Origin of the sequence: Vibrio sp. Y10_XG_PY6, assembly GCF_024181795.1 — a bacterium.
Lineage (GTDB): Bacteria > Pseudomonadota > Gammaproteobacteria > Enterobacterales > Vibrionaceae > Vibrio > Vibrio diabolicus.
This window is the reverse complement of the sequence record NZ_JAMZAQ010000004.1, coordinates 279,495-302,586: the sequence shown is the minus strand read 5'-3', so window position 1 is coordinate 302,586 and position 23,092 is coordinate 279,495. Positions and strand designations below refer to the sequence as shown.

The window sequence follows — 23,092 nt, the reverse complement described above, 5'->3', positions numbered from 1 at the left end:
GGAGGTGATATGCATTGTCCTTTTTGTTCCGAGAACGATACCAAAGTTATTGATTCCCGCTTAGTGGCTGATGGCCATCAAGTTCGACGTCGCCGTCAGTGCTTGGCGTGTAGCGAGCGTTTCACTACGTTTGAAAGCGCAGAGTTAGTGATGCCTAAAGTGATCAAATCGAATGGCAACCGTGAACCATTTGATGAAGATAAAATGGTTGGCGGTATTCAACGCGCTTTAGAGAAACGCCCAGTGAGTGCCGATTCTATAGAGTTAGCGATCAGCATGATCAAATCACAACTGCGTGCGACGGGTGAACGAGAGGTTCCGAGTGAAATGATTGGTAATTTAGTCATGGACCAACTCAAAGAACTCGACAAGGTCGCTTATATCCGTTTCGCCTCAGTTTACCGCAGTTTTGAAGACATTCGCGAGTTTGGCGAAGAGATTGCCCGCCTAGAAGACTGAGTAGCTCATGACTCAACACACTCCTGAAAGAGCGTTTTCTGATTTAGATTTCGCCATGATGTCACGAGCTATTAAGTTAGCGAGACGTGGCATTTATACCACCGCCCCAAATCCAAATGTGGGGTGCGTCATCGTTCGTGATGAAGAAATTGTTGGTGAGGGCTATCACCACCGCGCTGGTGAGCCGCATGCCGAAGTGCACGCGATGCGCATGGCGGGTGAAAAAGCAGTTGGTGCAACCGCTTATGTGACGCTCGAACCTTGCTCTCATTACGGCCGTACACCGCCATGTGCTGAAGGGCTAATCAAAGCTAAAGTGGCACGTGTGGTTTGCGCAATGGTAGACCCAAACCCTAAAGTTGCGGGGCGGGGCATCCAGATGTTGCGTGATGCCGGAATTGAAGTACAAATCGGCTTGTTAGAGCAAGATGCCCTTGCCCTTAACCCTGGTTTTATAAAGTACATGCGTACAGGCATGCCGTTTGTTCAATTAAAAATGGCAGCCAGTTTGGATGGGCAAAGCGCACTCAGCAATGGGCAGAGCCAATGGATCACCTCCCCAGCGGCCCGCCAAGATGTGCAGCGTTATCGAGCGATGAGTGGTGGCATTCTCTCTACCAGCAAAACGGTGATTGATGATAATGCGTCACTCAATGTGCGTTGGGATGACTTACCTACCAGTGTTCAAGCGCAGTATTTACGAGAAGAACTTCGTCAACCAGTACGTGTAATCTTAGACCGTCAGAAGCATTTAACGGATGCGCTCAAGCTGTTCCACACCGATGGAGAGCGAGTTATTGTTAGCCCAGATGGAGACTGTATCCCTCTATTGGACGGCGCTGACCAAATTGACTTATCAACAACATTAAAACGTATCTCGGATGAGCACCACATCAATCACTTATGGGTTGAAGCTGGAGCCACGCTAGCGAGTGCGATGATAAAGGCTAATCTTGTAGATGAGCTCATTGTTTACCTTGCGCCAAAACTCATGGGCAGCGATGGTCGGGGGCTTATCGGTGCTTTAGGATTAAGCGCTATGGCTGACGTCATTGATTTAAACATTACAGACGTTCGTATGGTCGGGGTAGACATTCGTATCACCGCCACCATCAAACGTAAAGAACTTAGATAAGAAATAGTATGTTTACAGGAATAGTAGAAGCAGTTGGCAAGTTAGCTGCGATTACGCCGAAGGGCGAAGATATCACCGTCACGGTTGAAACTGGTACGCTTGATATGTCAGACGTTAAGTTAGGCGATAGCATCGCGACCAATGGTGTTTGCTTAACGGTAGTTGACTTCGGAAGCCACTATTACAGTGCTGATCTGTCATTAGAAACCTTGAAGAAAACTGGGTTTGCCGAATACCAAGTGGGCGATAAGGTGAATCTAGAAAAAGCCATGTTACCAACAACGCGACTGGGTGGACATATCGTTTCTGGCCATGTCGATGGGGTTGGTGAAATTGTCGAACGCAATTCAGTTGGCCGTGCGATAGAGTTTTGGGTTGCAATGCCAGCGGAAATTAGCAAGTACGTTGCAGAGAAAGGCTCGATTACTGTTGATGGTATTAGCCTAACCGTCAACGACTTACGTAAAAATGCTTTTAAGCTGACGATCGTTCCTCATACGAGTGAAGAAACTACGATTGACCAGTTTCAAGTGGGGCGCAAAGTCAACTTAGAAGTTGATGTACTTGCGCGTTATATGGAGCGTTTACTGCAAGGGCAGCAAGAAGATAAGGCCGAGTCTCGTATCACGATGGACTTTTTACAGCAAAACGGTTTTGCATAAGTCTTGGGAGTGGCTGCGTGAGGCATGCGATAAAGAGCAGACTCACAGAACACCGCGAGATTCATTGACTTGCTTGGTGCAAAGCTCAAACTATTGACCTCACCAGCATTCACTGCAACATGATTTTTTCATTGCTGCCGCAATAACAAATTTAGAATAACGGGAAAACAGACTATGCCAATCAGTACGCCACAAGAAATTATTGATGATATTCGCGCAGGCAAAATGGTCATCCTAATGGATGATGAAGACCGCGAGAATGAAGGTGACTTGATCATGGCTGCCGAGCATATTACGCCGGAAGCCATCAACTTTATGGCAACCTATGGCCGTGGCCTGATTTGTTTAACCATGACCAAAGATCGTTGCGAAAGCCTAGGTCTGCCACCAATGGTGCAAGACAATAATGCGCAATACACAACCAACTTTACTGTTTCGATTGAGGCGGCAGAAGGGGTAACGACGGGTATTTCAGCCGCGGATCGCGCACGTACGGTTCAAGCGGCAGTCGCGCCAAACGCCAAAGCTGCGGATTTGGTGCAGCCTGGTCATATCTTCCCGCTCGCGGCCCAAGATGGCGGCGTACTGACTCGCGCTGGTCACACTGAAGCTGGCTGTGATTTGGCTCGCCTTGCTGGTTTAGAGCCTGCATCGGTGATTGTTGAGATCTTAAATGACGACGGCACCATGGCTCGTCGCCCTGATCTAGAGATCTTCGCAGAGAAGCACGGTATTAAATTGGGCACTATTGCCGACCTAATTGAGTACCGCAATAACACTGAGACAACGATTGAACGTGTGGCAGAGTGCAAGTTACCGACAGAGTTTGGCGAGTTCACGTTAGTCACGTACAAGGACACCATTGATAACCAAGTGCACTACGCAATGTGCAAGGGCGATTTGAAAGAAAAAGCGCCACTGGTTCGCGTACATCTTCAAGACGTTTTTACCGACTTACTACGTAGCGATCGTAATGCAGAGCGCAGCTGGACACTAGATAAGGCAATGAAACGCATTGGTGAAGAAGGCGGTGTGCTGGTTGTTCTTGGCCATGAAGAATCGACCGATCTACTTATTCATCGCGTGAAGATGTTTGAAGCGCAAGACAAAGGTGAAGCACCAACGCTTGCTAAAAAACAAGGTACGTCTCGCCGTGTTGGTGTGGGGTCACAGATTCTTGCGGATCTCGGTGTACATGATATGCGCCTTCTGTCATCGACCAACAAAAAGTACCACGCATTAGGTGGTTTTGGTCTGAACGTGGTTGAGTACGTCTGCGAGTAACAACCGAACAATAAGTTCCTAGTCTTTTACGCACTCAACTCGTCAATGGCTAGGAACCGGTGATTTGCCTCCAATTTCCATTAGATATTGCTCACAAATTTGTGCTAGAATCCGGCGATTCTCACTTGATGAACATATTTCACTTATAAATAGAGTTAAAGGAAAGCTTATGAAAGTGATCGAGGGTGGCTTCCCAGCGCCAAATGCAAAAATTGCTATCGTTATTTCTCGTTTCAACAGTTTTATTAACGAAAGCCTACTTTCTGGTGCGATCGATACACTAAAGCGTCACGGACAAGTAAGCGAAGACAACATCACGGTTGTGCGTTGTCCAGGTGCCGTAGAACTACCTCTAGTAGCTCAGCGTGTTGCTAAAACTGGCAAATTCGACGCTATTGTTTCTCTAGGGTCTGTTATTCGCGGTGGAACGCCTCACTTTGACTATGTTTGTAGTGAAATGAACAAAGGTCTAGCACAAGTGTCTATGGAATTCAGCATTCCAGTAGCATTTGGTGTTTTGACTGTTGATACGATCGATCAAGCGATTGAACGCGCAGGAACCAAGGCTGGTAATAAAGGTGCAGAGGCTGCACTAAGCGCACTTGAAATGATTAATGTACTATCTGAAATTGATTCCTAATGGGGGCCAGTGTGAAACCAGCCGCACGTCGTAACGCACGTCAATTCGCTCTACAGGCGATCTACTCATGGCAAATTACTAAAGAGAATGTTGCCAAGATTGAAGAACAGTTTTTGTCTGGCGACAAATACGATGAAGAAGAACTTCATGCATCTGAGCCAGCGCTTGCTGCTCCAGAAACAGACGTAGCTTACTTCCGTGAACTACTAAGCGGTGTTGTACTTAGCCACGCTGAGCTAGATAGCAAAATTCGTCCATACATCTCTCGTCCTATGCAGGATTTAGATATGATGGAACTTGCTCTTCTTCGCCTTGCTATGTACGAGATGACTCGTCGCGAAGATGTTCCTTACAAAGTTGTTATCAATGAAGCGATTGAACTTGCAAAAGTCTTCGCAGCAGAAGATAGCCACAAGTTTGTGAACGGTGTACTTGATAAAGCAGCACCTCACATTCGTAAGAAATAACGATTTCTTCAATGAAAAGGTCAGCACATGCTGACCTTTTTTGTATCAAAAGCTTTTACATCAAAAAGTAAGTGAATTATGTCTGGTGAATTTAATCTGATAGACAAATACTTCGTCGATCGTCAGAGCCAACGTAAAGATGTCCACCTAGCGGCTGGTGATGATTGCGCACTCGTCAAAGCGCCGGCTAATGTTCAGATTGCGATTAGTACGGATACATTGGTGGCGGGAACGCATTTCTTAGCCGATGCGAACCCCGCATGGGTAGCGCACAAAGCATTGGCTTCTAACATCAGTGATTTAGCAGCGATGGGAGCAACGCCAGCGTGGGTGAGCTTTGCATTAACGATGCCCGAGCCAGATGAAGAATGGCTTGCACCTTTCTGTGATGCATTTTTCGAATTGGCTGATTACTATGGTATTCAGTTAATTGGCGGTGATACCACAAAAGGGCCATTGTGTCTGACTCTGACGGTGCAAGGTTTTGTGCCTGAAGGTAAAGCTCTCACACGTTCCGGAGCAAAGTCAGGGGACTGGGTGTACGTAACGGGGAACCTTGGCGATGCAAAAGCTGGCTTGGATGTGATTCTAGATGGCTCTCTACGCAGCAGAGCCGGCGCGGAAGCACTAGAGCGCGCTCATTACCTTAGCTCGCCTCGTGTGCTTGCTGGACAAGCTCTTGTTGGCTTAGCCTCGTCGGCGATAGATATCTCAGATGGTTTAATCTCTGATATTAAGCACATTTTACAGCGATCTCAGGTAGGGGTGAGTATTGATGTCTCTCAGTTACCGATCTCTTCAGAATTAGTCCAGTTTTTAGATGATAAGATCAGCGCGCAGCAGTATGCTTTAGCAAGTGGCGAAGAATACGAGTTGTGTTTTACCGTGCCGGAGCAAAATCGAGGCTCGTTACAAAGCGCTTTATCTCATACTGGCTGTAAGGTCACATGTATTGGTCAAATTCGACCAAATGGAACCTTCGAGCTGCATGATAACAATCAACCACTTGATTGGGACTTAAGTGGCTTCGACCACTTTAAATGATCTGAGCTAAGCTCTAGCCAGAGCCTGTTACTATTGAGCAACTCGCAGGCATGACGATTGAAACCAAACTAGCAGTATAGGTTTAAGGATATGACCAACCCTCTTTCTCTGATTTCATTAAAGAACCCGTGGCATCTATTGGCGACGGGTTTTGGCAGTGGATTATCCCCGTTTATCCCAGGAACAATGGGGACACTGGCGGCCGTGCCCTTCTTTTTGTTGTTGGCGCAATTGCCATTTACGGCGTATGTCATTGTTGTTCTGATTTCGTGTGTGATCGGCATTCAAATCTGCCAAGTGACGTCTGCAGACATGAAAGTACATGATCATGGTTCAATCGTATGGGATGAATTTGCGGGTTTTTGGATTACGATGAGCATCGTTCCTGCGCTAAATATTCCGTTGACCGAGTGGAAGTGGTTGCTCACTGGTTTCATCTTGTTCCGTTTTTTCGACATGGTAAAACCGTGGCCAATTGGGTGGCTAGATAAGCGAGTTCACGGTGGGCTGGGTATTATGGTTGATGATATCGTGGCGGGAATTATGGCCGGTGTTGCCCTGTTTCTAGTCGCAAAATACGCAGGCTGGATGAATTAAACGTTGGACATAAAAAAGGGATGCCATGAGCATCCCTTTTTACATTCTATTTTGCTAAATAATCCAAGATGGATTTTTCAATCCCTTTTGCATCGAGACCAAGCTCTTCATGCAGTTCATCTTGTGTTCCTTGATGAATAAACTCATCGGGTAAGCCTAGGTTTAAGACTGGCTTAATGATTTTATCTTTCATCATGAACTCAACGACACCTGCACCTGCACCACCTGCGATAACATTTTCTTCTAACGTCACGAGCACGTCATGATCTGCGGCTAATTGACGAATTAATGCTTCATCGAGCGGCTTCACAAAGCGCATATCAGCAACAGTGGCGTTAAGGTATTCTGCCGCTTCTAGCGCGTTACCCAAGAAAGTACCAAAGTTCAGAATAGCAACTTTTTCACCTTGGCGAACCATGCGTCCTTTACCGATTTCTAAAGCCGTAAACTCAGTTTCGATTTCTACGCCCATCCCGCTACCGCGAGGGTATCGAACCGCACTAGGGCCAGTATGTTTATGGCCAGTGTAAAGCATTTGTCGACATTCGTTTTCGTCACTTGGCGCCATGATCACCATGTTCGGAATACAGCGCATAAAGCTTAGATCGAATGCGCCTTGGTGAGTTTGGCCGTCTGCACCAACGAGACCTGCACGGTCGATAGCGAACATTACTGGTAAATCCATGATCGCGATATCGTGGATCAGTTGGTCATAACCACGTTGCAAGAAAGTCGAATAGATAGCTACGATTGGATGATCGCCAGCAATTGCCATACCTGTTGCAAGTGTCACAGCGTGTTGCTCAGCAATCGCCACGTCAAAGTATTGGTCTGGATATTCTTTTGAGAAACGTACCATACCAGAGCCTTCGCGCATTGCTGGCGTAATTGCCATTAGCTTAGGATCTTGGGCCGCCATATCACATAAAAAGTCACCAAAGATCTTTGAGTAAGTTGGCTTACCGCCACTGCTTTTCGGTAGACAGTTATGCGTTGGATCGAATTTAGGAACACCGTGGTAGCCGATAGGATCTTTCTCGGCAGGCTCATAACCTTTGCCTTTCTTGGTCATGATGTGCAGGAACTGAGGACCTTTGAGCTCACGCATGTTTTTTAGCGTTTTGACGAGTTCATTGACGTCGTGCCCATCAATCGGACCAATGTAATTAAAGCCGAACTCTTCGAACAGAGTACCAGGCACTACCATGCCTTTGAGGTGCTCTTCCGTACGGCGAACCAACTCTTTAATAGGTGGAACACCAGACAGCACTTTCTTACCGCCTTCACGGATAGAAGTGTACAAGCTGCCAGAAAGTACCTTAGCAAGGTGGTTATTCAGCGCGCCGACGTTTTCTGAAATCGACATTTCGTTGTCGTTCAAAATCACCAACATATCAGGATGAACGTCGCCAGCGTGGTTCATGGCTTCGAATGCCATGCCTGCTGTAATTGCGCCATCGCCAATCACACTGACAATTTTACGACCTTTGCCTTCTTTTTGTGCGCTGATGGCCATGCCAAGACCTGCACTAATCGATGTCGAAGAGTGACCGACAGATAAGGTGTCATATTCACTTTCTTCACGCCAAGGGAAAGGGTGTAGACCATCCTTTTGGCGAATTGTTGGCATTTTATCGCGACGTCCGGTGAGGATTTTATGCGGGTAAGCCTGATGACCAACATCCCAGATCAATTTGTCGATAGGGGTGTTGTAAACATAATGCAGAGCGACAGTTAGCTCCACGGTGCCTAAGCCAGACGCTAAGTGTCCGCTAGATTGGCTCACTGAATTTAGCAGATACGTTCGCAGTTCATCACACAGATTTGGTAATGTTTCTTTCGGAAGGAGACGTAATTCTTCCGGTGTATTTGCTAACGCCAGTGTTGGGTACTTTGAAATATCAAGAGTCATATAAATGCGCGCTTATAGTGTTAATTTTTGCGCTCGATGACATATCGGGCGAACTCTTCGAGTAACTGAGTATTGTATGGGATAGCTTCCAATGCTTGAAGTGCTTCCTGTAACAGAGTGTGAGCTTTCTCTATGGCTCCCTCTAAACCCAGCAGGGAAGGATAAGTGCTCTTATTCAGACCTTGGTCGGAACCTTGAGGCTTACCCAGTGTTTCTGTGTCACTGATGATATCAAGAATATCGTCTTGAACCTGAAACGCCAAACCAATTGCTTTTGAGTAGCGCTCCAAGTGAGGTAGAACCTCGATACCTTTCTCACCAGCAGCTAATGCACCTAATTTTACCGCACAATCAATCAGAGCTCCGGTTTTTTTACGGTGTATCTCTTCCATTTCTTCAAGAGAAACTTGGCGATTCTCTGCGCCTAAATCTAAAGCTTGTCCAACACACATGCCGTTGGCGCCAGAAGAATGCGCCAACGCTTTGATCATGTTGATGCGTTGAGTCTCGGCTGCCGGGTTTAATTGACCATCGGCAATAATGGTGAAGGCGAGAGTTTGTAGTGCATCACCTGTCAGTATTGCGGTTGCTTCATCAAACTTAATATGACAAGTTGGTTGACCTCGACGCAGTTCATCATCGTCCATGGCTGGCAGATCATCATGAATGAGTGAGTAGGCATGTATACATTCGATAGCAGCGGCAGGAGTGTCTAAGTCTTCTGGTTTACAGCCGAGCATTTGACCTGTGATGTAAACAAGAAAAGGGCGAACGCGTTTTCCACCTAGCAAAAGGCCGTATTTCATTGCTTGAATCAATGGCTGCTCTTGATATGGAAGCTGATCGAGCCACAAATTCAATTGCTGATTGTTTCTTTGTTGAAAAGACGTCAATGTCTGTTGCATCACATTGCTCACTACTGATGGTTATTCTGAATCTGGTTTGAAGTCACTCAGTGGTGCTTCATCATCTTCGCTAAGAAGAATACTTACGCGCTGTTCGGCGTCGCTAAGTTTCGTTTGGCCAGCACGAGCTAAGGCAATGCCTCGTTCAAACTTACGTAGAGCATCATCTAGGGCAAGATCGCCATTTTCTAATTGATCAACCAAGCTATCAAGCTCTTCAATGGTTGCTTCGAAGGTCATGTTTTCTGGTTTCTTGACCGCCATCTTTTTTCTGCCTTAATCAAGCCTTGGAGAAGATGCACGAAAGTTACCTTAGCCTAGTAACTTGGTCAAATTTAACCTTATATAATTGTCACAAAATTAGCGTTAAACGAGCCTAAGCGCTGAAACCCCATATTTTGGTTAAGGTTGTTAAGTCTAATTTGTGATCCATTAGCTAAGATTTTTCTAAAAATTCTGCGCGAGTTGTCGATACAGGTAATAATCCGCCCAATGGCAGTATTTGAGTATAGCGTGAGGAGTGCTTTGTGGATTTAGCAACCCTATTAGGTTTGATTGGTGGTTTTGCATTCGTCATTATGGCGATGGTGCTTGGTGGCAGCATCGGCATGTTTGTCGATGTCACGTCGATCCTTATTGTCGTTGGTGGCTCAATATTTGTAGTACTGATGAAGTTCACAATGGGACAGTTCTTTGGTGCAACAAAGATCGCAGGCAAAGCCTTCATGTTTAAAGCGGATGAACCGGAAGACTTGATCGCAAAAATTGTGGAAATGGCCGATGCGGCACGTAAAGGTGGTTTTCTTGCTCTTGAAGAGATGGAAATTAATAACACTTTTATGCAAAAAGGCATTGATTTGCTTGTTGATGGCCATGATGCCGACGTGGTAAGAGCGGCCTTAAAAAAAGACATCGCGCTTACGGATGAACGACATACTCAAGGCACTGGCGTATTTCGCGCCTTTGGTGACGTTGCCCCTGCAATGGGGATGATTGGTACCTTGGTTGGCTTAGTCGCAATGCTTTCGAACATGGATGATCCAAAAGCGATTGGACCAGCAATGGCGGTTGCACTCTTAACCACATTGTATGGCGCGATCCTGTCCAACATGGTGTTTTTCCCTATTGCAGATAAGCTGTCTCTGCGCCGTGACCAAGAAACGCTAAACCGCCGTTTGATCATGGATGGCGTATTAGCGATTCAAGATGGTCAAAACCCGCGAGTGATTGATAGCTACTTGAAGAACTACCTCAACGAAGGTAAACGTGCCCTTGAGATTGACGAGTAACTTGGAGAGTAGTGATGGATGATGAAGATAACAAATGCGATTGTCCGCCACCCGGTCTCCCGTTATGGATGGGGACATTCGCGGATTTAATGTCGCTACTGATGTGTTTCTTTGTTCTTCTGCTCTCGTTTTCTGAAATGGACGTACTGAAGTTCAAACAGATTGCGGGATCAATGAAATTTGCCTTTGGTGTACAAAATCAACTTGAAGTGAAAGACATTCCCAAAGGTACTAGCATCATTGCTCAAGAGTTTCGACCGGGCCGACCAGAACCAACGCCGATTGATGTCATCATGCAGCAAACCATGGACATCACTCAGCAGACGCTCGAATTTCATGAAGGGGAGTCTGACCGAGCTGGTGGCACAAAGCGTGATGAAGGAAAGTTAACCGGTGGTCAATCGCCAGAAACGTCAACGCAAAACAATCAATCTGCAGAAGCGGACATGCAACAGCAGCAATCTGAAGAGATGTCGCAAGAGATGGAAACCTTGATGGAAAGCATCAAGAAAGCCTTAGAGCGAGAGATTGAACAAGGTGCCATTGAAGTTGAAAATCTTGGCCAACAGATTGTCATACGCATGCGTGAAAAAGGTGCATTCCCTGAAGGTTCGGCTTTCTTGCAGCCTAAATTCCGCCCTTTAGTTCGACAAATTGCAGAGTTAGTAAAAGACGTGCCAGGCATTGTGCGAGTATCCGGTCATACGGACAACCGACCGTTGGACTCAGAGCTTTATCGTTCTAACTGGGATCTCTCTTCTCAGCGCGCCGTATCGGTCGCACAAGAGATGGAGAAGGTGAGAGGCTTCTCTCATCAACGTTTGAGAGTGCGAGGCATGGCAGATACTGAACCATTGTTGCCGAATGATTCTGATGAAAATCGCGCGCTTAACCGACGGGTTGAAATCAGCATCATGCAAGGCGAACCACTATACAGTGAAGAAGTGCCTGTAATTCAATAACTAGACTTTAGTTTTAAGTCAGTAGAGAGATAGGAAAGCGAGCAGATTGCTCGCTTTTTTTGTTTTTCCAATCCGCTTGGGTGTATAATCTTGCGCCTTAAAAGTGAGCTCAGACTACTTTTTGTGACTGAAACGCGGTTTTACTGCGTATGAAGCATTGAAGTTGAGTGTCACTCTTTGTTGATTGCGAAACTAACCTGCGAATTAGACTATGAAATTTATTGTAAAGCCCCATCCAGAAATTTTTGTAAAAAGTGAATCTGTGCGTAAGCGCTTCACAAAGATTTTAGAGTGCAACATTCGTAACATCATTAAGAGCCGCACGGAATCTGTCGCGGTATTCAACCGTCGTGATCACATTGAAGTGACCTCTGAGAGTAACGAATTCCACGCTGAAGTTCTTGAGGTTTTGACTCATACACCAGGCATTCACCACGTACTGGAAGTGAAGCAGACCGAATTTAAAGATTTGCACGATATCTTCGAACAAGTACTGGAGCTAAATCGCTCTGCACTCGAAAATAAAACCTTTGTTGTACGTGCGAAGCGTCGCGGTAAGCACGACTTTACCTCTATCGAACTAGAGCGTTATGTCGGCGGTGGTTTAAACCAAGCGATTGATAGCGCAAGAGTTAAGCTGCAAAACCCAGACGTGACGATCAAGGTGGAAGTCTCGAATGATAAGCTAAACCAAGTGCTGGCTCGTCATAAAGGTCTAGGCGGCTTCCCACTGGGCACGCAAGAAGACGTGTTGAGCTTGATCTCTGGTGGTTTTGACTCTGGTGTTTCTAGCTACCTTCATATCAAGCGTGGTTCAAAAGTACATTACTGTTTCTTTAACCTAGGTGGTCCAGCGCACGAAATTGGCGTTAAGCAGGTTTCTCACTACCTATGGAACAAATACGGATCTTCAGCAAAAGTACGTTTCATTTCAGTTGATTTCGAACCTGTGGTTGCGGAAATCCTAGAGAAAGTCGATGACGGCCAAATGGGTGTTATCTTGAAGCGTATGTTCATGCGTGCAGCAGGCATGATTGCTCAGAAGATGAAGATCGAAGCATTGGTAACAGGCGAAGCGCTCGGTCAGGTATCGAGCCAAACGCTAACTAACCTCCGCCATATCGATAACGTAACGGACACGTTGATTCTGCGCCCACTTATCAACTGGGATAAAGAAGACATCATTAACCTAGCACGCGAAATCGGCACGGAAGACTTTGCGAAGACTATGCCAGAGTATTGTGGTGTTATTTCTAAGAAACCGACAGTAAAAGCGATTAAAGCGAAGCTAGAAGCGGAAGAAGAGAAGTTTGACTTTAGCATTCTTGAGCAAGTAGTTCGTGATGCACGCATGATGGACATTCGTGATATCGCGAAAGAGTCTGAGCAAGCAGCACCAGAAGTCGAGCAGGTTGAAGCGGTAGAAGAGCACGCGGTTGTGCTAGATATTCGTAGTCCTGAAGAGGAAGACGATAACCCGCTCGAAATCGAAGGTGTGGATGTGAAACATATCCCATTCTACAAGTTGGGTACACAGTTTGGTGATTTAGACCAATCTAAGACATATCTATTGTACTGTGACCGTGGTGTGATGAGCCGTCTGCAAGCGCTTTACTTGCAAGAGCAAGGCTTCAATAACGTAAAAGTTTACCGCCCATAGTTGACTGATAAAAAGACGTTAAAAGGCGCAAATTGAGACATCAATTTGCGCCTTTTTTGTTTTTGATCGCGTTACAGCTAATCATTACTTAGCATAATGTTGAGGCTTATCGCAAAGCCATACACTTTGTGTTGATATAACGATAATTAATCCGAAAGAAGAGTAATAAAGTGATGTTGCTGCCAGATATACGGATGAGATTTTCGATAGATAAAAAAACACCGCCTAATTTAGGCGGTGTAACAAATTTGACAGACAGGTCAAAAATAAATACAGGAAGTATATGTTTTGTCACAGGGAGTGTGGACAAAACATTATGGTAGAAATCTACCTAACTCGAAATACGAGTTTGCAAACACAACATCGCAACAACGAAGCCAATTGATTTCCAAAGAAATCAAGCCGTTCAGGCTCGTGTTGCGGGGTGAAATATAGAATTTATCTGGCTGTTCGACAACGGACATTTTATAATGTTTCAGATTAAAAAAACTAATCCTATTTGAGGTCCCATATGTCTCGCAGATTGCCTCCATTAAATTCGCTTCGAGTCTTCGAAGCGGCTGCTCGTCATCTCAGTTTTACGCGAGCGGCAGAAGAGTTGTTTGTTACTCAAGCCGCGGTCAGTCACCAGATTAAAGCACTCGAAGAGTTCTTATCGTTGAAGCTCTTTCGTCGCCGTAATCGTTCGCTATTGTTGACAGAAGAAGGACAAAGTTACTTTCTCGACATCAAAGATATTTTCACCTCGATTGCCGAGGCGACAGATAAGGTATTGGAACGTAGTGAAAAAGGGGCATTGACGATCAGTCTGCCGCCGAGTTTTGCTATCCAATGGTTGGTGCCTCGTTTGGCCGACTTTAATGCTCAAGAGCCAGATATCGATGTACGTATTAAAGCTGTGGATATGGATGAAGGTTCACTGACTGATGATGTAGATGTCGCTATCTACTATGGCCGTGGGAATTGGCCGGGTTTGCGAGCGGATAAATTGTACCAAGAGTTTCTGATCCCACTTTGTTCACCTTCGTTACTTTTAGGCAACAAACCATTAGAATCTCTAAGTGACCTCAAATTACACACTTTGTTACATGATACTTCGCGTAAAGACTGGAAGCAGTTTGCGCGTCATTACAACATCGAAGGTATCAATGTAAACCACGGTCCTATTTTCAGTCACTCGACGATGGTGCTACAGGCTGCTGCGCATGGTCAGGGGGTTGCGCTTGGTAACAACGTACTCGCCAAGCCAGAAATGGAAGCTGGACGACTCATCGCGCCATTCGACGAGGTGTTGATCTCCAAGAATGCATTCTACGTGGTGTGTCATGAACAGCAGGCAGATATGGGCCGAATCGCAACGTTTAGAGACTGGATGTTAGCGACCGCGAGAAAAGAGCAAGAGGAAGTATTAGATGAGCCAATGGATAGTTGAGGGACCTGAAAGCGGTCCTCTATTTATCTTTGCCCATGGCGCTGGAGCGGGGATGGAACATGATTTCATGGCCGCCGTTGCCAAAGGATTAGTTGAGCAAGGAATTCGCGTGGTGCGATTTAACTTCCCGTATATGATTAAGCGAGCGGAAGATGGGAAAAAGCGTCCACCAGATCGTGCGCCAAAACTGCTGGAAGCCTATGAAGAAGTGATTGCTCACTTTACCTCTCAACCTATTGTCATTGGTGGTAAGTCAATGGGTGGCCGCATGTCGAGTTTACTGGCTGAAAATGAGCTGGTGGCGGGCATTGCCTGTTTAGGGTTTCCATTTCACCCACCGGGAAAGCCAGAAAAGTTCAAAGGCGATCACTTAGCGAATATCGAGAAACCTACGCTGATTCTACAAGGGGAGCGAGACACCTTTGGTAAGCGTGAGGAATTCGATGACTTTGTCCTTTCATCGCAAGTTAAGGTGAGTTTTTTACCCGATGGTGACCACAGCTTTAAACCGCGCAAGAGCTCAGGCCATACCGAGGCGGGTAACATCGAGCTCGCGGTAGAGCAGTTAGTGGCGTTTATCAAAGAGGTGTACCGTGAAAAGTAAGTGGTTACTCTCATTTTCTGGTCTGTCTGGGCTGGTTTCTGTCGCTTTAGGTGCCTTTGCTGCACATGGGCTAAAAGCTCAGCTGGCTCCGTATTTACTTGGCGTATTTGAGACTGGAGTGTTGTACCAATTTATTCACACGCTGGCGATTGTGTTTTGTGCGGTTTTATTGCTATTGAATTTGGGACAAAAAGCACAAAAATATTTTTTCATTGCAGCGATTTGCTTTATCATCGGCATCTTTTGTTTTAGCGGCAGTCTTTACGCGCTGGCGCTGACAGGCATTAAGTGGTTTGGGCCGATTACTCCAATGGGAGGATTGCTGTTCATGATTGGTTGGTGTCTGTTCTTTTTTGCTGCGTTCAATATCAAAGAGGTCTCCAAGTGAAACAACTAATGCTCTATTGCCGTGCTGGCTTTGAGAAAGAGTGTGCTGGTGAAATTCAGGACAAAGCGACACAGTTGGAAGTGTATGGCTTCCCTCGTGTGAAGAGAAACTCAGGTTATGTTGTCTTCGAGTGTTACCAAGATGGAGATGCGGACAAACTTGCGAGAGGTTTGGACTTCAAGTCGTTAATCTTCGCTCGCCAAATGTTTGCGGTAGCGGCTGAGTTTCAATCGCTGCCAAGTGATGACCGCATTAGCCCAATTTTGAACGAGCTAGCAGACATTGAAGCGTTTCCTCGCTGTGGGGATTTGAGAATTGAAACTCCGGATACGAATGAAGCGAAAGAACTACTGAAATTCTGCCGTAAATTTACTGTCCCAATGCGTCAAGCGTTGCGCGGTAAAGGTTTAATGTTGAACAAAGACAACGCGAAGAAGCCAGTACTGCACATTTGTTTTGTGGAGCCTGGCCACTGTTATGTCGGTTATTCTTACACAGACAATAACTCTCAGTTCTTCATGGGTATTCCTCGCCTTAAGTTCCCAGCAGACGCCCCAAGTCGTTCAACGCTTAAACTGGAAGAAGCATTTCACGTCTTTATTCCACGTGAAGAGTGGGATGAGCGTTTGGCTCCAGGAATGTGGGGGGTCGATTTAGGGGCATGTCCAGGCGGTTGGACGTACCAATTGGTGAAGCGCTCGATGTTCGTTCACTGTGTCGATAACGGCATGATGGCAGACAGCTTGATGGAAACCGGCCAGATCAAGCATCATATGGTGGATGGTTTTAAATTCGAACCAGACCGTAAGAACGTAACATGGATTGTTTGTGACATGGTAGAAAAGCCAGCTCGTGTTGCTCACCTTATGGGCCAGTGGCTGTTAAAAGGTTGGGCGAAAGAGGCAATCTTTAACCTTAAGCTGCCAATGAAAGGCCGCTATGACGAGGTGCTGCAAGACCTTGAAAACCTGAAGCAGTTCCTGATTGATAATAAGGTAAAGTTCAGACTACAAGCTAAGCATTTGTATCATGATCGTGAAGAAATCACGATTCATATCCAGTGTCTATCGAACATGTCGCCGTACTAATTCTATCTCCGAGTCATTTGGGGATAGTCCCGAGAATAGAAAAAAGCGCCTTCAAATGGCGCTTTTTTATTGTCTGAGAGCTTTATGGTTTGAAACCATCATCAGACACTATTCCGCTTTATTTGGTCCTGTAAAGCGAATGTCCTGTAAGTTAAAGCCGAGTTCAATGTCGCACTTTAAAGCCGCGACGCGTTTACATAAGCGTGCAGACTCAATGTGCTCGTCTAATTTTTTACGGTATTTCGGTGCGAGGTCTTCACTGGCGTAGGCTGCTTCAATATTCTCAAACTGAGTAAGAATCTCTTTCGCCGCTTTTGGTCCAATGCCCGGAACCCCCGGCACTTGGCTAGAGCTGATCCCCGTTAACCCCCAATAATCGGCCAGTTGGCTCGGTTTTACGCCGAACTCTTTTTCGATAAACGGTTCATCTAACCAACGATGTTGGAAGTAATCACGGATCTGTAGGGTAGGAGAAAGCAGCTGACAGTAGCCTTTATCCGTAGAAACGATGGTGACTTTTTCACCATGACTGGCCACTTTCGTCGCGAGAGTAGCAACCAAGTCGTCCGCTTCATCGCCTTCAGAAAGCAATGAATCAATACCTTGTTCCCACCATGCTTGCTGAATCGCATCTAGACCTTGCATCAGCGGTTCCGGCATTGGTTTTCGATTTTGCTTATAGTCTGGGAGAATCTCAGCTCGCCATCCTCTGTCTTGTTCATGGTGATCGAAAACCGCGATGATGTGTGTCGGGTTGGCTTCTGACAGAATGCGAGTGAGGGTTCTTTGTGTCGTGGTGATGGTTCTTGCTATGTCGGTTGGATCCGGTTGTGCAGAGTGAACACGGCGGATCAGGTTTAGGGCATCAATAATAACAAGATGAATAGACATAATGACTTAGCAATAAAAAAGGGGCGTAATGCCCCTAGTGTAACGAATGCTAGCCTGACTATCGACCACCAATTTCTGGGTGAGCGATGCGATAACACGGTTCGTAGTCTGAACCGCCAGGTAATTTCATTCGGTGTTGTTCGACAAAGTCTTGTAGTAACTTATCGAGCTTTTTCATTAGCACAGGATCACCGTGAATGGTGAAAGGGCCTCGACGTTCGATTTCTCGAATTCCTTCGGCTTTCACGTTACCAGCCACGATACCGGAGAAGGCTTGGCGCAGGTTGGCCGCTAAGACTTGAGGTTCTTGATCTAAGCTTAAATCCAATTGCTCCATCGACTCATGAGTTGGATCGAATGGTAACTGGAAGTTAGGCTCGATTTTTAATGACCAGTTAAAGCTATAAGCATCGCCTTTTTCTTTTCGGTGAAGGCGTACAGAGTCCATTGAGCGCTTCATGATACGTGCCACTTCTGCCGGATCGTCAATGACGATCTCGTAATGCTTTTGACCTTCTTCGCCAAGTGTATCGCGAACAAACTCGTCGATAGAGTGGAAGTACTCTTCACTCTCTTTTGGTCCAGTTAACACGATAGGCATTGGCTGATCGGCGTTGTCTGGGTGCATCATAATGCCAAGAATATACAGCAACTCTTCTGCAGTGCCCGGACCACCAGGGAAAATCACAATGCCATGCGCCATACGTACAAAGGCTTCCAAACGCTTTTCGATGTCCGGCATGATAACCAGCTCATTCACGATTGGGTTTGGTGGCTCGGCTGCAATAATCGAAGGCTCGGTTAAACCAAGATAACGTTGCTGAGTATAACGCTGCTTCGCATGTCCGATAGCGGCACCTTTCATTGGTCCTTCCATCGCACCAGGGCCACAACCCGTGCAGATATTAAGTTCACGCAAGCCAAGCTCGTTACCGACTTCACGTGTGTATTGATATTCCACGCCATTGATAGAGTGACCACCCCAACACACGACGAGGTTTGGCTCGATACCTGGTGTGAGTGCTCTGGCATTACGCAGAATACCAAACACGAGGTTAGTGATGTGAATTGGGTTCGTCAGGTTGAGTCGTTGTGCGTCTGCTAAATGCATATTGACATAAACGATATCGCGTAACACGGAGAACAGATGCTCTTGGATACCTTTAATTATCTCGCCATCGACAAAGGCGTGCTCAGGTGGGTTAGTCAGCTCAAGCTTAATACCACGCTCGCGGCGCACTACGTTGACATCAAACGACTGGTGTTTATCGAGCAGCTCTTTCGAGTTATCGGTATGACTGCCGGAGTTCAACACCGCTAACGTGCAGTTGCGGTACAGTTGATAAAGTTCACTCGAGGCCGTGTTTTTTAAGCGCTCTACTTCTAATTGAGATAGCAAGTCCATGCTACCAGCGGGGCTTATATGGGTAATCATAACGCCTCCTTGTGTTGCATTATTTTGAGGGAAAGTACCAACTCACCTTTTTGGGTTATACGTATGGTTTGATGAAAGGCAGTTGGCCGATTTGGTTTTATGGTTATTGACTCCCAAGCAACCTCAAGATGGTACATTCGCGTTCTGTAAATGCATCATCTTGAAGTGACTTGGGTTTTTACAGCTTAGCAGACTGAAAGGGAAGAAATGTGATAACTCGTTGAAAATGGGTGGTTATAAAGCGTAAATTGCGCCAATTCTGGTTTGTTTGTTCGCTTTTTGTACGAAATCTAGCTCCAGTTAAGCTGATTTGTTCCACGTTTTTTAGCGTCCGCAAGCATCTTGCCGAGTCGATCGAGTACATACTCTGGCGTATCGGACTCTTTAAAAGAGGTCGACACAGCCGCTAGGGTGATCATGATATTTTGCTCACGGAACTTAAATGGCAATTGGCTAATATCACGCTGGATATGTTTAATGAGATCCAGTGTGTATTCTTCAGATTGTTCTGGAACGAGTAAAATAAACTCTTCACCACCAAAGCGAGCTACCGTCTCAGTTTCTGATACGCGTTTATTAATGGTGCGAGCGATGATCTTCAACGCTTTATCACCAGCCGTATAACCATAGCTGTCATTCACCGCTTTGAAGTTATCAACGTCAAACAACACTACACGCAGGTTCTGTTGAGAGCGAATCCAACGCCGATACTCTAGCTCTAGTCGATCATTAAATGCGGTGCGGTTATAGACTTTAGTCAGAGGGTCTAGCAACATGCGCTGAGCTTGGTCATCTAAGCGTCGACGATGATCTTGGGTGGTTTCAAACACGGCTTCGAGCTGGTTCTTACTGTAATTCAAACGCTCTTGCAGCGCTTGTTCTCGTTCTTCCGTCATTTTAAGTCGCTCTGTCAGCGACGCCATTTTCGCAAGTAACGGGGCGACTTCTTTTTTTACATCCGCTAGATCTTGAGCTTGGTCGAGCGATAGTTGACTCAATTCAACCAGACTGTTCATTTCTGTGTTGAGCTCTTGGCGGTGCTCAAAGTAGGTATGATGTTGGTCGACGTTCTGATGAACGGTTTTTAGGTTACTTGCGAGAGAAGTGTTCAGCTGATCAAGGAATTGGCTAGACGCTTCGCGCTCAAACTTGGTTGCTTCGACAACCAATTTCAGCGTTGAGAGCGTAAGCTCAATGAGAGACTCTGCACTCACGCCAAGAAGCAGCTTAGCCCGAATATCGAGCAATCGATCTCCCGTTTCTCCCTCAAAATCCAGCTCGGTGATGGTATGTTGTAGATCGCTGGCTAAGCACTCAAGTTGAGACTTATCAGGATTATTCTCAAACTCACTGAGATGCAAACGCGAGTTGGAAGTGATGATTTTCAGAGCGCGTTCGTAAATGCTCAGTAGCTTAGTGGCTTGATCGGCTTTATTGCTGGCATGAGCTTCTGAGAAACTCATTAAGTTCCGTAGTTCACGTTTTAACTGCGCAGGTAAACCTGTGACACGTTGGAGTGTTTCACCACTGTGTTTGATTTGTTCGTCTAGGTAGCCGTTCTGTTTGTCCATCGTCTTCGACTGCTGTTTGAGCATTCTCTCTAATACCGCTAAACGTGGGATAAGAGTACTGATATCTTTTTGATGTTGCAGCTCTTGTTGGATTTCAAACAGGTAATTGGATACCTGGGTATTCGAACCCTGGCAAGCTGAAGACAATGATGCCACAACGCGTTTAAGAACTTGTTGTTCACGTTTGAATTTGAGTGAAGTATCACGATGTGTCAGTCTGAGTTGGTCAAGTTGACAACTCAGCTGATGAAGCTGCGACTGAATATCGGATTCCAAGATTCCCATGAAGTGACTACGGTTAAGTCCATGTACTACTGACAATTATCCGATAATAACAAAAAACGTTATAGCGTCATTAGTTATTATGTCTAACAGGCGTTTAATTATCCATTTTTTAATATTTTCTTGATGTCGTCCTCATTCTTGTAGGACGAATGGATCTTAATCAGGCCTTGGCTAATGGCATGCTGACAGGCGGTTCTTATGTTACCCGTTGCAAAGCTCGCGGCGGGTGCGTTATCGATGGCTTTCAAGAAAACCCAGTGGCTTTGCTTATCCTTCAAGCTGACTTCTCGCGCAATGTGAGTCGCAAGCAGCAACAGATCGAGTAATTCCTCGTCGTTAATTGCAGTGTAGGCTCGTGGTAAGAACGGATAATCGCTGATACCCATGCGAATAATGCGGTTGACGTTGTGCTGCTGAGCGAACTCATCCACCCAAGTCTGGAATTTCTCGAACATGACTTCGGCAGAAGCATCACGGTCAGCGTTCGGCTCGATATAGAGTAGGTTTGCATCTGAGAAATGATAAAGGCGCGATGGCTTTTCTATTTTTTCCGCTAGGAAGTCACCAAATGCACGTTCTAGTTCTAGACCAGCCTTATAGCCGTTATGGACGTACATGCTTCGTAGGAATGGCAAGTCGATCATGACAAAGCGCAGGCGATCGTTAAGTGGCTCGTGGATCAATTCGCCCATTTGCCATTGCTCGAAAGTTTCGCTCGACTTTTTCAATGAACGAGACAGCTTCACGTTCAGCATACGCAAGTTACGCAAACGGGAACGAGAGTGAGTGAAGAGATCATTACGCAGTTTTTCGATTTCACTTGCTTGGCGTTGCATGATCACGCCGCGGCGCATAATGAACAAAAACATCACCAACACAGTAATAAACAATGCGAATGAGATTTTCTGGAATTTGCGGTGTTCCCTTTCCACTTGCTCAAGGCGTTCCGATTGGCCGATATAGTGGATGGTTTGTTCAGCAAACTCTTTTTGTTGGCGGAATGCATCCTCACTGATTTGGTTGAGCTGCTTTTGCTCTAAACGCACAAGGTTGGTGTATTTCTTATAAGCCTGCAGAGAAAGTTGGTATTCGCCTGCCTGTTCGTAACCAAGCCCGAGTAAGCGGTAAGACTGCTGCTTAATGAAGTTGTTATTTTCAGGTGACTTTTCAGCAAGTGCTAACGCCAGCTTTGCATTGGTAATGACGTTTTTACTGTCGTTTTGATGATAAGCCAAACCTGACTGAAGCAACGCTGCCTTTGCTTCAAGCTTAGGAATGTCAGTGTATTCTAAAAGCTCTTTAGAACGGTCTAGGTATTGTTCAGCTAGCGCGTAGTTATAGAGTTGCAGATAGGTAGCCGCCAAGCTTAAGCGAATCTTAATAATCCGATTAATGTTCTTACTGGTGCTTTCATGGTCCAGCACGTTGAAGTAGTGCACTAAGGCAAGGTTAAACTTGCCTTGGTAAAAATAAATGTCACCCATTTGCTCAAGGACATCCGCTAGGATGGGAGAGCTAGGGTAGGAGTCATAGAAGTCTGCGGCTTGAGATAAGTATTCGATCGCTTTGTCGTAAACTCGGCGCTCTTGGAAGAGTCTTGCCAACAGGCGATTAACTTTTGCTAACCTTGCGCCACTGTCACTCTCAATAGATTGCCAATAACCGTAAAGCAGTTCCGACAAAGCCAAATTGTATTTCTTGCTATTCAGATAAAACTCGCCGACGGCTGTGTAATAGTCGATCAAGGCTAAGTCAGATCGGCTGTCTTCAAGCATAGTTTTGGCTTGAGAATACAAACTTTCCGCTTTAATCAGATCGCCACTATGTGAAGCGAGGAGCGCTCTTTGCATCACTAATCGATAGCGAACGCTGTCGGTACGTTGCAATACCGCATCAGCTTCATCGAGTTGCTGCTCAATTTGGTCAAGCGTATCTTCCGCTTTTGAATAGTTTTTGTCGTACATCCAAATCATTTGGTTGCGCATCAGCTGGAGATCTAAGTCCATGTACGGCAATTTATATTCTTGCGCTAAGCGCTCGGCTTTGTTTAGGTGTTCGATAGCCGAACGAACGTTACCCATGGCGTAGTCTGCCTGAGCGATAATCTTGTGTGCTTCGATGGTGCTGCTTGGTGTGCGAACGCTACGATCGGTCTCGTCACGAGACATAGCCGAAGGGCTGTCACTCTCTTTGCGTTCCGTTAGCTCACGTTGTGACAAGTAGTTGGTTGCCGCTTGTTTTGCTTGTGATGGCTCTATTTCCGCCAATTGTTGTGCTTCGTTGAGTAACGCGGACGATAAAATAGTCGCATGAAGCGGCTGTACAAACAGCAAGCAAAGAAAGCCAATCAACTTGAATAGACGCGAACTGTCCCAAAACATC

The 23,092-nt window shown here is 45.9% G+C and carries 22 protein-coding genes; 15 read left to right on the top strand and 7 right to left on the bottom strand.

What is annotated here, in order from left to right; translation table 11 throughout:
* Positions 1 to 9: 9 nt before the first annotated feature.
* The 8 genes from nrdR to pgpA all read left to right on the top strand — a co-directional run bounded on the left by nrdR (position 10) and on the right by pgpA (position 6,288).
* Positions 10 to 459 (top strand): transcriptional regulator NrdR, encoded by a 450-nt coding sequence (gene nrdR / locus NL644_RS20030; RefSeq protein ID WP_005381578.1) that lies wholly within the window; start codon positions 10 to 12, stop codon positions 457 to 459.
* 7 nt (positions 460 to 466) lie between these two features.
* Positions 467 to 1,594, top strand: coding sequence for a bifunctional diaminohydroxyphosphoribosylaminopyrimidine deaminase/5-amino-6-(5-phosphoribosylamino)uracil reductase RibD (gene ribD / locus NL644_RS20025; protein ID WP_253658728.1), 1,128 nt, complete (start codon positions 467 to 469; stop codon positions 1,592 to 1,594).
* A gap of 8 nt (positions 1,595 to 1,602) precedes the next feature.
* A complete protein-coding gene (locus NL644_RS20020; protein ID WP_005381574.1) occupies positions 1,603 to 2,256 on the top strand; it encodes a riboflavin synthase in 654 nt (217 codons plus the stop codon).
* A gap of 174 nt (positions 2,257 to 2,430) precedes the next feature.
* Entirely contained in the window at positions 2,431 to 3,540 is a 1,110-nt protein-coding gene (ribBA, locus tag NL644_RS20015; RefSeq protein ID WP_005381573.1) for a bifunctional 3,4-dihydroxy-2-butanone-4-phosphate synthase/GTP cyclohydrolase II, read from the top strand.
* A gap of 169 nt (positions 3,541 to 3,709) precedes the next feature.
* Complete coding sequence (ribE, locus tag NL644_RS20010; protein ID WP_005381572.1) at positions 3,710 to 4,180, top strand: 6,7-dimethyl-8-ribityllumazine synthase; 471 nt, start codon at positions 3,710 to 3,712, stop codon at positions 4,178 to 4,180.
* Entirely contained in the window at positions 4,180 to 4,647 is a 468-nt protein-coding gene (gene nusB / locus NL644_RS20005) for a transcription antitermination factor NusB (RefSeq protein WP_005381571.1), read from the top strand. Before ribE ends, nusB begins: the two co-directional genes overlap by 1 nt.
* Before the next feature lie 78 nt (positions 4,648 to 4,725).
* Complete coding sequence (thiL, locus tag NL644_RS20000; protein ID WP_253658727.1) at positions 4,726 to 5,691, top strand: thiamine-phosphate kinase; 966 nt, start codon at positions 4,726 to 4,728, stop codon at positions 5,689 to 5,691.
* Positions 5,692 to 5,781: 90 nt separating this feature from the next.
* On the top strand, positions 5,782 to 6,288 hold the full coding sequence (gene pgpA, locus NL644_RS19995) for a phosphatidylglycerophosphatase A (protein ID WP_150916388.1): 507 nt from the start codon (positions 5,782 to 5,784) through the stop codon (positions 6,286 to 6,288).
* A gap of 46 nt (positions 6,289 to 6,334) precedes the next feature.
* On the opposite strand, the gene dxs is transcribed toward pgpA, so the two are convergent.
* From dxs to xseB, 3 genes are read right to left on the bottom strand one after another with little or no spacing between them, the layout of a single operon-like run.
* The gene (gene dxs, locus NL644_RS19990; RefSeq protein WP_047010153.1) at positions 6,335 to 8,200 is read right to left on the bottom strand and encodes a 1-deoxy-D-xylulose-5-phosphate synthase; all 1,866 of its coding nucleotides are present in this window, start codon (positions 8,198 to 8,200) and stop codon (positions 6,335 to 6,337) included.
* Positions 8,201 to 8,220: 20 nt separating this feature from the next.
* Entirely contained in the window at positions 8,221 to 9,105 is an 885-nt protein-coding gene (gene ispA, locus NL644_RS19985; RefSeq protein WP_005391389.1) for a (2E,6E)-farnesyl diphosphate synthase, read from the bottom strand.
* Between the two features lie 21 nt (positions 9,106 to 9,126).
* Positions 9,127 to 9,369, bottom strand: coding sequence for an exodeoxyribonuclease VII small subunit (gene xseB / locus NL644_RS19980; RefSeq protein ID WP_005381566.1), 243 nt, complete (start codon positions 9,367 to 9,369; stop codon positions 9,127 to 9,129).
* 263 nt (positions 9,370 to 9,632) lie between these two features.
* Here xseB and pomA point away from each other — a divergent pair, with 263 nt between their 5' ends.
* From pomA to rlmM, 7 genes are all read left to right on the top strand, one after another.
* On the top strand, positions 9,633 to 10,394 hold the full coding sequence (pomA, locus tag NL644_RS19975; protein ID WP_005381564.1) for a flagellar motor protein PomA: 762 nt from the start codon (positions 9,633 to 9,635) through the stop codon (positions 10,392 to 10,394).
* 14 nt (positions 10,395 to 10,408) lie between these two features.
* Complete coding sequence (locus NL644_RS19970) at positions 10,409 to 11,356, top strand: flagellar motor protein MotB (protein ID WP_006741833.1); 948 nt, start codon at positions 10,409 to 10,411, stop codon at positions 11,354 to 11,356.
* A gap of 211 nt (positions 11,357 to 11,567) precedes the next feature.
* On the top strand, positions 11,568 to 13,016 hold the full coding sequence (thiI, locus tag NL644_RS19965; RefSeq protein WP_253658726.1) for a tRNA uracil 4-sulfurtransferase ThiI: 1,449 nt from the start codon (positions 11,568 to 11,570) through the stop codon (positions 13,014 to 13,016).
* Between the two features lie 511 nt (positions 13,017 to 13,527).
* Positions 13,528 to 14,448: a transcriptional regulator GcvA gene (locus tag NL644_RS19960; protein ID WP_005391378.1), complete on the top strand. Its 921-nt coding sequence runs from the start codon at positions 13,528 to 13,530 to the stop codon at positions 14,446 to 14,448.
* Positions 14,429 to 15,052: an alpha/beta fold hydrolase gene (locus NL644_RS19955; RefSeq protein ID WP_243327051.1), complete on the top strand. Its 624-nt coding sequence runs from the start codon at positions 14,429 to 14,431 to the stop codon at positions 15,050 to 15,052. The genes NL644_RS19960 and NL644_RS19955 overlap by 20 nt, the downstream gene beginning before the upstream one ends.
* Positions 15,042 to 15,440 carry a DUF423 domain-containing protein gene (locus NL644_RS19950; protein WP_005391376.1) on the top strand — a complete coding sequence of 133 codons (399 nt, stop codon included), beginning with the start codon at positions 15,042 to 15,044 and terminating at the stop codon, positions 15,438 to 15,440. Before NL644_RS19955 ends, NL644_RS19950 begins: the two co-directional genes overlap by 11 nt.
* Positions 15,437 to 16,528 carry a 23S rRNA (cytidine(2498)-2'-O)-methyltransferase RlmM gene (gene rlmM, locus NL644_RS19945; RefSeq protein ID WP_253658725.1) on the top strand — a complete coding sequence of 364 codons (1,092 nt, stop codon included), beginning with the start codon at positions 15,437 to 15,439 and terminating at the stop codon, positions 16,526 to 16,528. Before NL644_RS19950 ends, rlmM begins: the two co-directional genes overlap by 4 nt.
* A 108-nt stretch (positions 16,529 to 16,636) precedes the next feature.
* On the opposite strand, the gene xni is transcribed toward rlmM, so the two are convergent.
* The 4 genes from xni to NL644_RS19925 form a co-directional block, all read right to left on the bottom strand.
* Positions 16,637 to 17,419 carry a flap endonuclease Xni gene (gene xni, locus NL644_RS19940; RefSeq protein ID WP_005391374.1) on the bottom strand — a complete coding sequence of 261 codons (783 nt, stop codon included), beginning with the start codon at positions 17,417 to 17,419 and terminating at the stop codon, positions 16,637 to 16,639.
* A gap of 58 nt (positions 17,420 to 17,477) precedes the next feature.
* A complete protein-coding gene (ppnN, locus tag NL644_RS19935) occupies positions 17,478 to 18,854 on the bottom strand; it encodes a nucleotide 5'-monophosphate nucleosidase PpnN (protein ID WP_253658724.1) in 1,377 nt (458 codons plus the stop codon).
* Positions 18,855 to 19,144: 290 nt separating this feature from the next.
* A complete protein-coding gene (locus tag NL644_RS19930; RefSeq protein WP_006743207.1) occupies positions 19,145 to 20,710 on the bottom strand; it encodes a diguanylate cyclase in 1,566 nt (521 codons plus the stop codon).
* A 98-nt stretch (positions 20,711 to 20,808) separates the two neighbouring features.
* Positions 20,809 to 23,091 carry a tetratricopeptide repeat protein gene (locus NL644_RS19925; protein ID WP_114323815.1) on the bottom strand — a complete coding sequence of 761 codons (2,283 nt, stop codon included), beginning with the start codon at positions 23,089 to 23,091 and terminating at the stop codon, positions 20,809 to 20,811.
* Position 23,092: the final 1 nt, after the last annotated feature.

Excerpts from the sequence above, each read along its gene's own strand:
- xseB (WP_005381566.1), bottom strand. The coding sequence starts at position 9,369 with ATGGCGGTCAAGAAACCAGAAAACATGACCTTCGAAGCAACCATTGAA.
- dxs (WP_047010153.1), bottom strand. The coding sequence starts at position 8,200 with ATGACTCTTGATATTTCAAAGTACCCAACACTGGCGTTAGCAAATACA.
- pgpA (WP_150916388.1), top strand. The coding sequence starts at position 5,782 with ATGACCAACCCTCTTTCTCTGATTTCATTAAAGAACCCGTGGCATCTA.
- nusB (WP_005381571.1), top strand. The coding sequence starts at position 4,180 with ATGGGGGCCAGTGTGAAACCAGCCGCACGTCGTAACGCACGTCAATTC.
- thiI (WP_253658726.1), top strand. The coding sequence starts at position 11,568 with ATGAAATTTATTGTAAAGCCCCATCCAGAAATTTTTGTAAAAAGTGAA.
- NL644_RS19970 (WP_006741833.1), top strand. The coding sequence starts at position 10,409 with ATGGATGATGAAGATAACAAATGCGATTGTCCGCCACCCGGTCTCCCG.
- NL644_RS19925 (WP_114323815.1), bottom strand. The coding sequence starts at position 23,091 with ATGTTTTGGGACAGTTCGCGTCTATTCAAGTTGATTGGCTTTCTTTGC.
- NL644_RS19960 (WP_005391378.1), top strand. The coding sequence starts at position 13,528 with ATGTCTCGCAGATTGCCTCCATTAAATTCGCTTCGAGTCTTCGAAGCG.
- ppnN (WP_253658724.1), bottom strand. The coding sequence starts at position 18,854 with ATGATTACCCATATAAGCCCCGCTGGTAGCATGGACTTGCTATCTCAA.
- xni (WP_005391374.1), bottom strand. The coding sequence starts at position 17,419 with ATGTCTATTCATCTTGTTATTATTGATGCCCTAAACCTGATCCGCCGT.
- ribD (WP_253658728.1), top strand. The coding sequence starts at position 467 with ATGACTCAACACACTCCTGAAAGAGCGTTTTCTGATTTAGATTTCGCC.
- NL644_RS20020 (WP_005381574.1), top strand. The coding sequence starts at position 1,603 with ATGTTTACAGGAATAGTAGAAGCAGTTGGCAAGTTAGCTGCGATTACG.
- nrdR (WP_005381578.1), top strand. The coding sequence starts at position 10 with ATGCATTGTCCTTTTTGTTCCGAGAACGATACCAAAGTTATTGATTCC.
- ribE (WP_005381572.1), top strand. The coding sequence starts at position 3,710 with ATGAAAGTGATCGAGGGTGGCTTCCCAGCGCCAAATGCAAAAATTGCT.
- NL644_RS19930 (WP_006743207.1), bottom strand. The coding sequence starts at position 20,710 with ATGGGAATCTTGGAATCCGATATTCAGTCGCAGCTTCATCAGCTGAGT.
- ribBA (WP_005381573.1), top strand. The coding sequence starts at position 2,431 with ATGCCAATCAGTACGCCACAAGAAATTATTGATGATATTCGCGCAGGC.
- NL644_RS19955 (WP_243327051.1), top strand. The coding sequence starts at position 14,429 with ATGAGCCAATGGATAGTTGAGGGACCTGAAAGCGGTCCTCTATTTATC.
- ispA (WP_005391389.1), bottom strand. The coding sequence starts at position 9,105 with ATGCAACAGACATTGACGTCTTTTCAACAAAGAAACAATCAGCAATTG.
- thiL (WP_253658727.1), top strand. The coding sequence starts at position 4,726 with ATGTCTGGTGAATTTAATCTGATAGACAAATACTTCGTCGATCGTCAG.